The organism is Rhodococcus sp. X156, from assembly GCF_004006015.1.
Taxonomy (GTDB): Bacteria; Actinomycetota; Actinomycetes; order Mycobacteriales; family Mycobacteriaceae; genus X156.
Map to the genome: position 1 here is coordinate 3,651,040 of NZ_CP034766.1, position 13,738 is coordinate 3,664,777.

Sequence of the window (13,738 nt, forward strand, 5' to 3'; positions counted from 1 at the left end):
AGTGAATTCGGCCGCGGCGGTTCCGCGGCAGGAGGGTCGTTGCGTCAGCAACCGAGCAAGGGTAGCAAACAGCCCCCTGACCAGCGAAATCGCTGGGTAGGGGGCTGTTTGGCTGGAGCGGGTGTCTCAGGCGGGCAGCGGAGCGGTGCGTCGCAGCACCCAGGTGCGCACCACGGCGGCCGTGGTCAGGGAGAGCAGCAGGGCCGCGACGACGGCTTCTGCGGGGACCTTGGTGGAGGCCGCGGGGACGGTGGGCATCGCCGTGACGACGCTGGCCGAGGAGGCGGGCTGCACCGCAGGGGGCTGGGCCTGGCTGGTGGCCGCACCGGCCCCGGGGCGGAGCAGGTCGGTCTGCGGGGCCAGGCCCGGGGCCTGCGCCGCACCGGGCACGCCCAGGCTGGGCAGCGCGGGCAGCCCGTAGCCGCTGAGGGACTTGGGCGGCAGGGTCGGGGCGACACCGACGGTGTACCCGGCGCCGCCCGAGGGCACGGCCGTCAGGTCGTTGTAGGTGTAGCGGGGCACCCGGCCGTAGCTGCTCTGCCCCGCCGGTGCGGCGGTGGAGGCGGAGCCGGCCGTCTGGGTGGTGTTCGGTGCGACGCCGGCGCCAGGGGCCACCGCGCCGGGGACCGGGCCGGCAGCGGCGGGAGCGGCGGCGACCGCGGCGGCGCTGGGGACGGCCTCAGGGGTCTGCACCGGCCCCGGCGGGACCACGGTGAGGGTGCAGGCGCTGCTGATCGCGTCGCGCAGCGGCTGGACCGCGGGCGGCGGGATCGCCGGGATCGCGACGACCAGTGCGTCGGCGATCTGCGCGCCGGTGACCGGGGCGCGGTCGGCGGAGACGACGAAGGGCGGCAGCGACAGCGACTTCAGCGCCGGGGTGAGCGCGTCCACCAGGGCCGGACCCACCAGCGGGATGGTGCTGAGGCCCTGCATCTGGGGCGCGAGCAGCGTCTTGGCGCTGACCACCAGCCGGTCGCCGGGGTTGGCCTGCACCGGCACGGTGCAGCTCTCCACCGCGACGTCGGCGGGAGCGGCCGCGGCGGTGCCTGCGCCCAGCACGGACAGTCCCGTGGCGCACACCCCCACGAGTCCGGTGACCGCTGCTGCCCTGGAAAGTCCCCGCATGCCGTGCTCCTCACGTCCCGCGTGCGCTGCGCCCGGTACGGCACCACGCCCGACGGTGCGGCGTCCCCGTGACCGGAGCACCGCACCCACATGGGCAACTGTAGGTGACCCACCGCACAGCTGCTGTCGTGAGTCTAACGACCGGGTGCCGGGCCGGTGACGGTCGTTGGCGGACAGGGACCCTACGCTGGGGCGATGCGCATAGGTGCTCACGTCCGCAACGACAGCGACCCCATCGGTACCGCCACCGAGCTCGGTGCCGAGGTCGTGCAGCTGTTCCTCACCGACCCGCAGAAGTGGCACAAGCCCACGCCGCACCCGCAGGCCGAGGCGCTGCTGGCCAGCGACGTGCAGGTGGTGGTGCACGCCCCCTACGTCATCAACGTGGCCAGCCTGAACAACCGCATCCGCATCCCCTCCCGCAAGGCGGTGACCCAGCAGGCCGAGGCCGCTGCGGCCATCGGCGCCTTCGGGCTGGTGGTGCACGGCGGGCACGTCCGTGAGGGCGAGGACCCCGCCGAGGGTTTTGCCAACTGGCGCAAGATGTTTGAGCGTCAGAACGACGCAGGGGGCTTCGCCGTGCCGGTGCTCATCGAGAACACCGCCGGCGGGGACAACGCCATGGCCCGGCGCTTCGACGACATCGCCCGGCTCTGGGACGCCGTCGGCGGCCTGGGCGCCGGCTTCGTGCTGGACACCTGCCACGCCTGGGCGGGCGGGGAGGACCTGGTGGACGCGGTGGACCGGGTGCGGGCCATCACCGGCCGCATCGACCTGGTGCACCTGAACAACTCCCGCGACGAGTTCAACTCCGCCCGCGACCGCCACGCCAACATCGCCGCCGGCTCCATCGAGCCGGAGGTGCTCGCCGCGGTCTGCCGCTCCGCACAGGCGCCGGTGGTGCTGGAGACGCCCAGCGCAGGCATGGCCGCCGACCTGGAGTACCTGCACAGCGTGCTGGACTGAGCCCACTGGCGCGGCCGGGCCCGGTTAGACCGGGTGCGGCTGGGCCGGGACTGGGCGGGGGTCGGGCGAGCGGGGGCGCAGCCACTGCGGCAACCACCGCGGGGGCTCGTCCGGCGCGCGGTCGAGCACGCCGCCCACCGGGTCGTCGTCGATGCCGTCGGCGCGCACCAGGTCCTGCTGCGGTCGGTAGATCTCCCGGACCACCAGCACCACCAGCGCCAGCACGGCCACGTCGCGCAGCACCACGGCCCCGGTGAAGTACTGCTCGGGCAGGCCCCGGTTGGTGGTGCCCAGGTAGTAGTACATCCGCGGCGCCCACACCAGCGCGTCCAGCGCCATCCAGCCCAGCAGCAGCCGGGTGCGCGGGATGGCCAGCACCGCCAGCGGCACCAGCCACAGCGAGTACTGCGGGCTCCACACCTTGTTGGTGAGCAGGAAGCCGGCCACCAGCAGGAAGCACAGCTGGGCCACCCGCGGCCGCCGCGGCGCGGTGAGCGCCAGCCAGCCCACCCCGGCGCAGACCGCGACGAAGAGCAGCAGGCTGACCGCGTTGAGCACGCTCGGGGACTGCCCGTGCGCCAGCGGTCCGTCGAAGCCGGCCCAGCCGGTGAAGGAGCGCACCACGTTGTACAGCGAGTCCGGGTCGGCGCCGCGCACGGAGTTCAGCCGGTAGAACTCCTTCCAGCCCTCCGGGTACAGCAGCGCCACCGGCAGGTTCACCGCCGCCCAGGCGAGCGCGGCCCCGCCCAGGGCGCGCCACCAGTGGCTCTGCCGCCAGCGGGCCAGGTCACCGCTGCGCAGGCAGAGCAGCAGCAACGGGCCCAGCAGCAGCAGCGGGTACAGCTTGGCCGCCCCGCCCAGGCCGAGCAGCACGCCGGCCAGCACCGGCCGCCTGCGCGCCCAGGCCAGCAGCCCGGCCGCCGCCGCCGCCGTGGCCAGCGCGTCGAAGTTGGTGAAGGCGTGCACCGCCACCAGCGGCGACACCGCCACCAGCGCGGCGTCCCAGATGCGTCGGCGCGCGACGACGGCGGTGGCCCACACCGTCACCAGCCAGGCCAGCGCCAGACCCAGCGCGACCACGGTGAAGTAGAGGACCACCTCCAGCGCGCCGGGCAGCACGCTCTGCTGGGCCAGCACGTACCAGCTCTTGGCCACCAGCATGGCGCCGTACTGGTACATCCCGGTGAGCACCGGGTACTCCATATGGCGAACCTGCTCCTGGTCAGTGCCCGGGTTCTCCACCCACGACTTCTTGTAGGGCAGGGCGCCCTCGTCGAGGTGCTCGGCGCCGTAGAGCGGGACCGTGTCGGAGTAGCACATCGCGAGGTACTGGCGGCCGTTTCCCCAGTCCAGCTGCAGGGCCGAGGCCGGGCCGGTCTGCTGCAGGCACGGCGCCTTGGCGAACCAGCCCAGGGCGAGGAACACCACCGCGAGCAGCAGGATGATCCGCAGCGGGGTGAAGAACCGCACCCGTCCGACGAGCGCGTGGCGGCCCACCGGCCCCCCGACCAGCTCGCTGGCCTGCGCCACGAGGGGATCGGTGCGCGTGGGCGCCACCCGGTCGACGCCGAGCCGCAGCCCGCGGGTGTCGTCGGCGAGGCGAGCAGGCGCGACACGTCCGCGGGGGTCACCAGGCACGGACCCGACCCTACGCAGCCGGTCGCGACCGGCGGCCGCCGGTGACGGCTCGCGGCAAACACTCACGTTCTGTACTTAATGGACTACTAGGCGTAAGACTCTCCAGGAGTCGACTCGCGCTCCGCCGCACCCGAAGTCACACTGCGAGGCGCCGGTCACTGGCTCTCCGCCGCACCGAACGATCGAAGGACCACATGAACATTCGCCGCCTCGCGGGAGCCCTGGCTGTCGCCCTGGCTGCCGCCGCCACCTCCCAGGCCGCCGCAACCGCAGCCCCGCAACCCACCACCTACCTGCTCTCCCTCGGCGACTCGCTGTCGGTGGGCTACCAGCCGGCGCACGACGGCCAGCCCGCGGGCGACACCGAGGAGGGCTACGCCGACAAGCTGTACGCCCAGCTGAAGGTCACCGAGCCCACCCTGGAGCTGGTCAAGCTCGGCTGTACCGGCGAGACCACGACCACCATGATCGAGGGCGGCCGCTGCACCTACGACGGTGCCGTCTCCCAGCTGGAGGCAGCCAAGACCTTCCTGCGCAACCACCCGGGTCAGGTCCGCTACATCACCAACGACATCGGCGCCAACGACGTCCAGAAGTGCGCGCAGGGCGGCTCCATCGACATCCGCTGCGCCGTGGACGGCCTCGGGACGATCAGCAAGAACCTGCCCCGCATCGTCCTGGACCTCAACGTCGCGGCCGTGACCTCCCACCCGGTCTTCGTGGGCATGAACTACTACAACCCGTTCCTGGCGTCCTACCTCGACGGGGGCAGCGGCGTCTTCACCGCTGCGCTCACCTCGCTGTTCTCCTACGCGGTGAACTCCGTGCAGGGTGCGGTCTACAGCGGCTTCGGCGTGCGCGTGGCCGACGTCTCCGCCGCCTTCGACAGCTACCGCTTCCTGGAGGCGCGGGACCTGCCCGGGGTCGGCCCGGTGCCGCTGCCGGTGTACCAGATCTGCACCCTCACCTACATGTGCACCGACGACCCGGACATCCACGCCAACCCGGCGGGCTACCAGGTGATCGCCGACGCGTTCGCCGCTCAGCTGCCCCGCACCCAGCCCCAGCCCGCGCTGGTCGGCTAGCCAGCACCAGCCGCCGGGCGCTGCCCGGCACCCACGACGACGACGGGACCAGCCACGTGGCTGGTCCCGTCGTCGTGTGCTGGTCCCGTCGTCGTCGTCTGGTCCGTGGTGCGGCTAGTCGTCCTCCGCCTCGGCCGGCAGCGTGGTGGTGGGCCCCGGCGCCGCGGTCCTGGTCGTCGTCCGCGGGGTCGTCGTGGTCGCGGAGGTGGTGCTGCTCGGCGCCCGGGTGGTGGTGGGCGCCGTGGTGGTGGGCGTGGGCGTCGGGGTGGTGGTGGGCGCGGTGGTGGTGGGCGCCGGGGTGGAGGTGGTGGTGCTCGGCCGCGTGGTGGTGCCGGTGCTGCGCGTGGCCGAGGAGGTCTCCGCGGGCACCCCGCCCGAGCCGCCGTTGAGGGCCGGTGCGTTGGGGAACCGCTCCTGCGGCGTGCCCTGCAGCGCCCCGTCCATCGTCGACTTCCAGATGTCCGACGGCAGCCCTGAGCCGTAGATGTTGGCGCCCCCGCTGGTCTTGATGGGGTCGTCGCCGTCACTGCCCACCCAGACCGCGGTGGACAGCGAGGGCGTGAAGCCGACCATCCAGGCGTCCCGGTTGTTGCCGGTCTCGCCCAGCTGGTTGGTGCCGGTCTTCGCGGCGGACTCCCGCCCCCCGGCGAGGTTGTGGTTGCGCGAGTACGCCGCGATCGGCTCCATGGCTGCGGTGACGTTCTTGGCGATGGCGTCGTCGATGGCCCGGGTGCCCTGCGGCAGACCCCGGTCCAGCAGCACGTTGCCGTCGGCGGTCACCACCTTCTGCACGAAGTACGGGTCGTGCTGGATCCCGTTGTCGGCCAGCGTCGCGTACGCGGCGGCCATGTCGATCGGCCGCACCGGGTAGGAGCCCAGGCCGATGCCCGCGTTGGGCGGGCCGTCGGCCTCCTGCAGCGTCCGCTGGTTGGTGTCCGGGAACACCGTCGGGACGCCGGCGGCGTGGGCGACGTCGGCCACCGCCTGCGGACCGACGTCCACCGTGAGCTGGTAGAAGACGGTGTTGAGCGACAGCTTCAGCGCGGTGGCCAGGGTGCACCGGCCACAGGAGGCGCCCTCGGAGTTGGTGATCTTCTGCCCGGCGATGGTCTGCGGGGTGGACCCGTCGTAGGTCTTGTTCAGCGAGATGCCCTTCTTCAGGGCGGCAGCGACGTCGAAGACCTTGAACGAGGAGCCGGGCGGGCGGCTGGTGGACTGGGCGTAGTCCAGCCCGCTGCCGTTGGGACCGCCGTAGTAGGCCCGCACCGCGCCGCTGCGCGGGTCCACCGAGACCACCGCCGCGCGCAGGTTGGGCGGCTGCCCGCCCAGCGTCTTGGCTGCACTGGCCTCCGCCGCCTGCTGCGCCTTGGGGTCGATGGTGGTGGTGATCTGCAGGCCCTCGGTGTTGAGCTGCTGCTCGCTGATGCCCGCCGTGACCAGCTCGCTGCGAACCTGGCGGACGATGAGCCCGCTGGGGCCCTGCGTCCCGCTGGTCATGTCCGGGTCGGCGGGGGGCAGGACCTTGGGGTAGACCTGCGCGGCCCGCTCGTCTGGGGTGAGCCAGCCCTCCTGCACCATCGCGTCGAGGGTCAGGCTCCAGCGCTGCTCGGCCGCCTCGGGGTGGTCGGTGGGGTCCAGCGCGGAGGGGCTGCGGATGGTGGAGGCCAGCACCGCGCCCTCGGCCACGGTGAGGGCGTTGCTCTCCTTGCCGAAGTAGGCCTGCGAGGCCGAGGCGATGCCGTAGGAGCCGCGCCCGAAGTAGATGGTGTTGAGGTAGGCGGCGAGGATGTCGTCCTTGGACGTCTGCTGGGCCAGCTTGGTGGAGATGACCAGCTCGCGGAACTTGCGGACCAGCGTCTGCTCGTCGCCGACCATGGCGTTCTTCACGTACTGCTGGGTGATGGTCGAGCCACCCTGGCGCTCGCCGCCGCGCACGTTGTTCAGCGCGGCCCGGGCGGTGCCGGTGATGGAGAAGCCGGGGTTGGAGTAGAAGGAGCGGTCCTCGGCCGCCAGCACGGCGAAGCGGGTGCTGGTGGGGATCTGCTCGATGGTGACGTCGGTGCGGTTGCCCTCCGGCGGCACGATCCGGGCGATCTGGTTGTTGCCGTCCTGGGCGTAGATGGTGGCCACCTGGTTGGCCTTGAGGTCGGACGGCTGCGGCACGTCCACCAGCAGGTAGGCCACCATGAACGCCACGATCGGGCCGATGATCGCCAGCCCGACGAGGCCGTAGGCCACCCTGCGCACGGTGCGCCAGCGGGTGGAGCCAGGGGGCCGTCCGCCGTCCCTGCGTCGGGATCTGGCGGGTTGGGTGTCGGTCACGTGCTGGTTCTCCATGGTTCTGCGTCGGCCTCGAGGTCGGGGTGCGTCACTCACTGGCGGTCCTGCGGGAGCGTCTGCGGCGGGCGGTCGGCGGGCTGGCCGCCGGTGCGCCGAGGACGTAGGACTGGGTGAGGTGGTTCCAGCTGCACGTGCGGCACACCTCGACCACGTACACCGAGAACTCGTCCTGGGTGGTGGCCATCCGCACCAGCTCCTCCGGGCTGCGTGCCGAGCCCGACACCGCTCCGAGGCGCTCCCCGCACACCCACGACACCAGGGTGAGGGGCTCCTTGCGGCACACCGGACACGTCACGTTGCTGGTGCGGCCGTGGAACTTCGCCGCCCGGAGCAGGCACGGATGGGCGTCGCAGACGTCGGCGACGTCGGTGCGGCCGGAGTGCAGGTCGGCGAGCAGGGCGCGGCGCTGCAGCGCGTAGTCCACCACCTGTCGCTGCATCCACACGTGATCAGAGTACGTGCGGCGTTTGCCGGGTTGAGGACGGATGTGCACCCGGCACCGGGCCCACACACGCCCGTCACCTGCGGACACCGGCCCGCGGCGCGCGCTCAATGTATCGGCGCGATATAGTCAGTGACTGCATCGCAAACGTTTCGAGGAGGTGGACCATGCTTGAGCTCGCTGTGCTCGGTCTGCTCCACGAGGCACCGATGCACGGCTACGAGCTGCGCAAGCGACTGACCGGTCTGCTCGGCGCCTTTCGTGCCTTCTCCTACGGCTCGCTCTACCCGACGCTGCGACGCATGCAGGCCGACGGGTTGATCACCGAGGAGGCCGACCCAGACGGCACCGGCACCAAGCGGCGCGCCCGTCGGGTGTACCAGCTGACCGTCGCCGGCAAGGAGCGCTTCGCCGAGCTGGTGGCCGACACCGGGCCGCAGACCTACACCGACGACGGCTTCGGGGTGCACCTGGCGTTCTTCAGCCGCACCCCGGCCGAGGCCCGCATGCGGATCCTCGAGGGCCGCCGCCGGCAGGTGGAGGAGCGCCGTGAGGGACTGCGCACCTCGATGGGCCGGGCCGGCGAGCAGATCGACCGCTACACCCACCAGCTGCACCGACTCGGGTTGGAGACCAGCGAGCGCGAGGTTCGCTGGCTCAACGAGCTGATCGTGGCAGAGGGCGAAGCCACCACCGGGGACAGCACCACGGGGGAACGCACCAGCGAGGACAGCACGACCACGGGAGGCTCCACGGAGCCGACCTCGAGCCCCCTCGAGAGCACCACGGTAAGACCCGCTGCTCACCGCAGCACCCAGACCGATAGTCGAACCAACAGAGGAGAGGCCGACCATGGCTGAGAATCGCACCAGCGTGCGCGTGGCAATCGTGGGCGTGGGCAACTGCGCCTCGTCCCTGGTACAGGGCGTGCAGTACTACCGCGACGCCCCCGAGGACACCACGGTGCCCGGGCTGATGCACGTGCGCTTCGGCCCGTACCACGTCCGCGACGTGGAGTTCGTCGCCGCGTTCGACGTGGACGCCAAGAAGGTCGGCTTCGACCTCAACGAGGCCATCGTCTCGAGCGAGAACAACACCATCAAGATCGCCGACGTCGAGCCCACCGGGATCGTCGTGCAGCGCGGCCCGACGCTGGACGGCATCGGCCGCTACTACGCCGAGACCATCACCGAGTCCGACGCCGAGGCCGTCGACGTCGCGGCGGCGCTGCGCGAGGCCGAGGTCGACGTCCTGGTCTGCTACCTGCCGGTGGGCTCCGAGGCCGCGGCCAAGCACTACGCCCAGGCCGCCATCGACGCAGGCGTGGCGTTCGTCAACGCCCTGCCGGTGTTCATCGCCTCTGACCCGGTGTGGGCGCAGAAGTTCGTCGACGCCGGTGTGCCGATCGTGGGTGACGACATCAAGAGCCAGGTCGGCGCCACCATCACCCACCGCGTGCTCGCCAAGCTGTTCGAGGACCGCGGCGTGCAGCTGGACCGCACCATGCAGCTCAACGTCGGCGGCAACATGGACTTCAAGAACATGCTCGAGCGCGACCGCCTGGAGTCCAAGAAGATCTCCAAGACCCAGGCCGTCACCAGCAACCTGACCCGCGACATGGGCGCCAACAACGTCCACATCGGCCCGTCCGACTACGTGGCGTGGCTCGACGACCGCAAGTGGGCCTACGTCCGCCTCGAGGGTCGCGCCTTCGGTGACGTGCCGCTGAGCCTGGAGTACAAGCTCGAGGTCTGGGACTCGCCCAACTCCGCCGGCATCATCATCGACGCCGTGCGCGCGGCCAAGATCGCCAAGGACCGCGGCGTGGGTGGCCCCGTCTTCGCCGCCGCCAGCTACCTGATGAAGTCGCCGCCGCGCCAGCTGGCCGACGACGTCGCCCGCACCCAGCTGGAGGCGTTCATCGCCGGCGAGGGCGAGGCCTGAGCCAGCCGGCTCCCACCTCCCCCCGCACCAGTGCGCGCCCGTCCCACCTCGGTGGGGCGGGCGCCGTGCTTTTCCCAAAGGTGTTGGTAACGAACGACTCTGGCGTAGGGAAAGATGACCGCCCATGACCGATGAGGCCCCCGACCGCCCGAGCGTGCTGCAGCTGCTGGAGACCGTGGTCGACGACGGGACCTTCGAGTCCTGGGACCAGCCACTCGTCTCGGTGCCCGGCAGCACCAGCTACGACGCTGCCCTGACCAAGGCGCGCGAGCGCTCCGGGCTGGACGAGTCGGTGCTCACCGGCAAGGGGCTGGTGCGCGGGCGCCCCGTGGCGCTCATCGGCTGCGACTTCAGCTTCCTGGCCGGCTCCATCGGGGTCGCCGCGGCCGAGCGCCTGGTCAGCGCCGTGGAGCGCGCCACCGCCGAGGGCCTGCCGCTGCTGGCCACCACCGCCTCCGGGGGCACCCGCATGCAGGAGGGCACCATCGCCTTCCTGCAGATGGTCAAGATCACCGCCGCCATCACCGCCCACAAGGCCGCCGGACTGCCCTACCTGGTCTACCTGCGTCACCCCACCACCGGTGGGGTGTTCGCCTCGTGGGGCTCGCTCGGCCACGTCACCATCGCCCAGCCGCAGGCCCTGGTCGGCTTCCTCGGCCCCCGGGTGTACGAGGCGCTCTACGACGCTCCCTTCCCCGAGGGCGTGCAGACGGCGGAGAACCTGCACCGCTGCGGCCTGCTGGACGGCGTGATCCCCGCCGAGGGCCTGGCCGGGCTGATCGACCGGGCGCTGGCGGTGCTGATGGCCCCGCGCCGCCTCGAGGTGCCCAGGGTGCCCGACGAGGACCTGCCCGACGTCGAGGCGTGGGAGTCGGTCACCCGCTCCCGCGACGAGCGCCGGCCCGGGGTCCGGGCGCTGCTGCGCCACGCGGCCACCGACGTGGTGCCCCTCAACGGCACCGGGGAGGGCGAGTCCGACCCGTCGCTGCTGCTGGCGCTGGCCCGCTTCAGCGGTGCTCCCTGCGTGGTGCTGGGCCAGGACCGGGCCCGCCAGACCACCGCCGACCCGCTGGGCCCGGCAGCGCTGCGCACCGCCCGCCGCGGCATGCGGCTGGCCGAGGAGCTGGGCCTGCCCCTGGTCACCGTGATCGACACCGCGGGGGCGGCGCTGTCGCCGGCGGCGGAGGAGGGCGGCCTGGCCGGGGAGATCGCCCGCTGCCTGGCCGACCTCATCACCACTCGCTCGCCCACCGTGTCGGTGCTGCTGGGCCAGGGCAGCGGCGGCGCCGCGCTGGCCCTGCTGCCCGCCGACCGGGTGGTCGCCGCCCAGCACGGCTGGTTGTCCCCGCTGCCGCCGGAGGGGGCCAGCGCCATCGTGCACCGCACCGCGGAGAAGGCGCCGCAGATGGCCGCCGAGCAGGGGGTCCGCTCGGCCGACCTGGCCGCGGCCGGCATCGTGGACCGGATCGTGGTGGAGCACCCGGACGCGGCCGAGGAGAGCGAGGCGTTCTGCACCCGGATGGGGGCGACGCTGTCGCAGGAGCTGGCCGCGGTGCTGGGTGCGGGCACCGAGGAGCGACTGGCCGCCCGCTGGAAGCGCTACCGCACGCTGGGGCTGCCGGGCTGACTGCCGCGAAGACCTTGTGGTGACGCAGATCACCTTCTAGGTTCAGCGACGTGGCCCTCAACATCGCTGACCTCATCGAGCACTGCATCGACCTCGTCCCGGAGCGGGTGGCCCTGGAGTCAGGGGAGCGCTCCCGCACCTACGCCGAGCTGGAGGACCGCAGCAACCGGCTGGCCCACCACCTGCTGGCCCAGGGCGTGCAGCCCGGCGACAAGGTCGGCCTGTACAGCCGCAACACCATCGAGTGCGTCGAGGCGATGGTGGCCATCTTCAAGGCCCGCGCGGTGATGGTGAACGTGAACTTCCGCTACGCCGAGCCCGAGCTGGAGTACCTGTTCACCAACTCCGACATGGTCGCGCTCATCCACGAGCGCCAGTACACCGACAAGGTCGCCGCGGTGGCCTCGCGCTGCCCCCGGCTGCGCAGCTTCGTCGCCGTCGAGGACGGCAGCAGCGCTGACCTGACCGCGCTCGGTGCGCTCGAGCTCGAGGCGGCGCTGGGGCAGGCCTCGCCCGAGCGCGACTTCGGCGAACGCTCCGGCGAGGACATCTACATGATCTACACCGGCGGCACCACGGGCATGCCCAAGGGCGTGATGTGGCGCCAGGAGGACGTGTGGCGGGTGCTGGGCGGGGGCATCAGCTTCCTCACCGGCGAGCACCTGGCCGACGAGTGGGAACAGGCCCGCACCGGCGCGGAGAGCCCGCAGGCCACCCGCTTCCCCATCCCGCCGTTCATCCACGGCGGCTCGCAGTGGGCGGTGCTGCAGAGCCTGTTCACCGGCGGCAAGGCCGTGGTGTACCCGGACTTCGACGGGGAGCGCACCTGGCAGATCGTGGAGAAGCACCAGGTGAACGTCCTGTTCATCACCGGCGACGCGATGGCGCGACCGATGATGGACGGGTTGCTCTCCGGCCGCTACGACACCTCCTCGGTCGTGGCGCTGACCAGCACCGCGGCGCTGTTCTCACCCAGCGTCAAGCGGCAGTACCTCGAGGCCCTGCCCCACGCCTTCATCACCGACTCCATCGGCTCCTCCGAGACCGGGTTCAGCGGCATGGGCGTGGTCTCCGCCGACACCGCCGGGTCGGCGGGGCCGGTGGTCAAGATCGACTCCTCCACCCAGGTCCTGGACGAGCACGGGGTCCCGGTGCAGCCGGGCTCCGGGCAGATCGGCATGCTCGCCCGCAGCGGCTACCTCCCCCTGGGCTACTACAACGACCCGGTGAAGACCGCCGAGACCTTCCGCGAGCTCAACGGCGTGCGCTACTCCATCCCCGGCGACTACGCCCGGGTGGAGGCCGACGGCACGGTCACCATGCTCGGCCGCGGGTCGGTGTCCATCAACACCGGCGGCGAGAAGGTCTTCCCCGAGGAGGTGGAGGGCGCGCTGAAGTCGCACCCGGCGGTGCTGGACGCCCTGGTGGTGGGGGTTCCCGACGAGCGGATGGGCACCGCCGTGGCCGCGGTGGTCGCCCGCCGGCCCGGCGTCAGCGTCACCCTGGCCGAGCTGGACGCCCACGTGCGCACCATGATCGCCGGCTACAAGGTGCCCAGGGCGCTGTGGTTCGCCGACGAGATCCGCCGCTCACCCGCCGGCAAGCCCGACTATCGGTGGGCCCGCACGCTGACCGAGGCCGACGAGTCCGCGCACCGCTCCGCCCCCGCCAGCCCCACCAGCGCGCACCGGGCGTCGAGCTGACCAAGCGCGCCCGGTGGGCAGGCCTGGACGCCGCCCAGCCCGGCCCAGCACGTGCCGGCGTGGCCGGGCTCGGTGCTCCCGGCAAGTAACCCGTCGTTGACATGTGTGTCGGGGCCGCTCTAGCGTGGGAGGTCAACGCTTGACGACCTGCGAGGCCTCTCGCGCCCCAGCCAGAACGGTGTCCCGTGCTCAGACCTCTGCCCAGCCGCACCGGCCGGCCGTCCTGGACCATCCTGCTGGGCCTCGCCCTGGCCGGCATGACCGTCGCCATGCTGCAGACCCTGGTGGTCCCCATCCTCGGGCTGATGCAGTCCACGCTGGGCACCTCGGCCGGGGGCATCAGCTGGGTGGTCACCGCCAACCTGCTGGCCGCGGCGGTGATGACCCCGCTGCTCGGCCGCTACGGCGACCAGCACGGCAAGCGCAAGGTGCTGCTGGGCTGCCTGGTGCTCATGCTCGCCGGGTCGCTGCTGGCCGCCACCACCACCTCGCTGGCGCTGCTGATCGTCGCCCGGGTGCTGCAGGGCGCGGCGGCGGGCATCTTTCCGCTGGCCATCAGCGTGCTGCGCGACGAGGTGGACGCCGACAAGCTGCCGACCAGCATGGCCGTGGTCAGCGCCACCCTGTCCATCGGCGGCGGCGCCGGACTGGTCGCGACCGGGCTGCTCACCACCGGTGGCGACAGCTACCACCGGGTGTTCTGGCTGGCCTTCGCCCTCTCCGCGGTGGCGCTGGTCGGGGTGTTCCTGCTGGTGCCCGACCCGCAGACCACCACGCGGGGGCGCACCGACGTGCTGGGCGCGCTCACCCTCGGTGCCACCCTCGCGCTGCTGCTGATGCCGCTGTCCCAGGGCAGCTCGTGGGGCTG

The 13,738-nt window shown here is 72.2% G+C and carries 10 protein-coding genes and 1 pseudogene; 7 read left to right on the top strand and 4 right to left on the bottom strand.

All coding sequences use genetic code 11. From position 1 onward, the window contains the following. Positions 1 to 126: 126 nt before the first annotated feature. Entirely contained in the window at positions 127 to 1,125 is a 999-nt protein-coding gene (locus tag ELX43_RS17230) for a hypothetical protein (protein WP_127784491.1), read from the bottom strand. Positions 1,126 to 1,320: 195 nt separating this feature from the next. Here ELX43_RS17230 and ELX43_RS17235 point away from each other — a divergent pair, with 195 nt between their 5' ends. Further along, positions 1,321 to 2,091 (top strand): deoxyribonuclease IV, encoded by a 771-nt coding sequence (locus tag ELX43_RS17235; RefSeq protein ID WP_127784492.1) that lies wholly within the window; start codon positions 1,321 to 1,323, stop codon positions 2,089 to 2,091. A gap of 24 nt (positions 2,092 to 2,115) precedes the next feature. On the opposite strand, the gene ELX43_RS17240 is transcribed toward ELX43_RS17235, so the two are convergent. Further along, complete coding sequence (locus ELX43_RS17240; RefSeq protein ID WP_241250014.1) at positions 2,116 to 3,669, bottom strand: glycosyltransferase 87 family protein; 1,554 nt, start codon at positions 3,667 to 3,669, stop codon at positions 2,116 to 2,118. 254 nt (positions 3,670 to 3,923) lie between these two features. Here ELX43_RS17240 and ELX43_RS17245 point away from each other — a divergent pair, with 254 nt between their 5' ends. Continuing rightward, positions 3,924 to 4,814 (top strand): SGNH/GDSL hydrolase family protein, encoded by an 891-nt coding sequence (locus ELX43_RS17245; protein ID WP_127784493.1) that lies wholly within the window; start codon positions 3,924 to 3,926, stop codon positions 4,812 to 4,814. 114 nt (positions 4,815 to 4,928) lie between these two features. Here the strand turns inward: ELX43_RS17245 and ELX43_RS17250 are convergent, their stop codons facing one another. Both ELX43_RS17250 and ELX43_RS17255 read right to left on the bottom strand, forming a co-directional pair. Beyond that, positions 4,929 to 7,151 (bottom strand): transglycosylase domain-containing protein, encoded by a 2,223-nt coding sequence (locus ELX43_RS17250; RefSeq protein WP_127784494.1) that lies wholly within the window; start codon positions 7,149 to 7,151, stop codon positions 4,929 to 4,931. 31 nt (positions 7,152 to 7,182) lie between these two features. After that, positions 7,183 to 7,593 (bottom strand): DUF5318 family protein, encoded by a 411-nt coding sequence (locus ELX43_RS17255; RefSeq protein WP_164860714.1) that lies wholly within the window; start codon positions 7,591 to 7,593, stop codon positions 7,183 to 7,185. Between the two features lie 170 nt (positions 7,594 to 7,763). Between ELX43_RS17255 and ELX43_RS17260 the strand changes: the two genes are divergently transcribed. The 5 genes and pseudogenes from ELX43_RS17260 to ELX43_RS18115 form a co-directional block, all read left to right on the top strand. Beyond that, on the top strand, positions 7,764 to 8,456 hold the full coding sequence (locus ELX43_RS17260) for a PadR family transcriptional regulator (protein ID WP_127784496.1): 693 nt from the start codon (positions 7,764 to 7,766) through the stop codon (positions 8,454 to 8,456). Further along, positions 8,449 to 9,540 (top strand): inositol-3-phosphate synthase, encoded by a 1,092-nt coding sequence (locus ELX43_RS17265; RefSeq protein ID WP_127784497.1) that lies wholly within the window; start codon positions 8,449 to 8,451, stop codon positions 9,538 to 9,540. Before ELX43_RS17260 ends, ELX43_RS17265 begins: the two co-directional genes overlap by 8 nt. A 124-nt stretch (positions 9,541 to 9,664) precedes the next feature. Beyond that, the gene (locus ELX43_RS17270; RefSeq protein WP_127784498.1) at positions 9,665 to 11,167 is read left to right on the top strand and encodes a carboxyl transferase domain-containing protein; all 1,503 of its coding nucleotides are present in this window, start codon (positions 9,665 to 9,667) and stop codon (positions 11,165 to 11,167) included. 50 nt (positions 11,168 to 11,217) lie between these two features. Then, entirely contained in the window at positions 11,218 to 12,870 is a 1,653-nt protein-coding gene (locus tag ELX43_RS17275; RefSeq protein WP_127784499.1) for an acyl-CoA synthetase, read from the top strand. A gap of 185 nt (positions 12,871 to 13,055) precedes the next feature. Beyond that, positions 13,056 to 13,610, top strand: a pseudogene (locus ELX43_RS18115) (MFS transporter); the annotation flags it as partial. Positions 13,611 to 13,738: the final 128 nt, after the last annotated feature.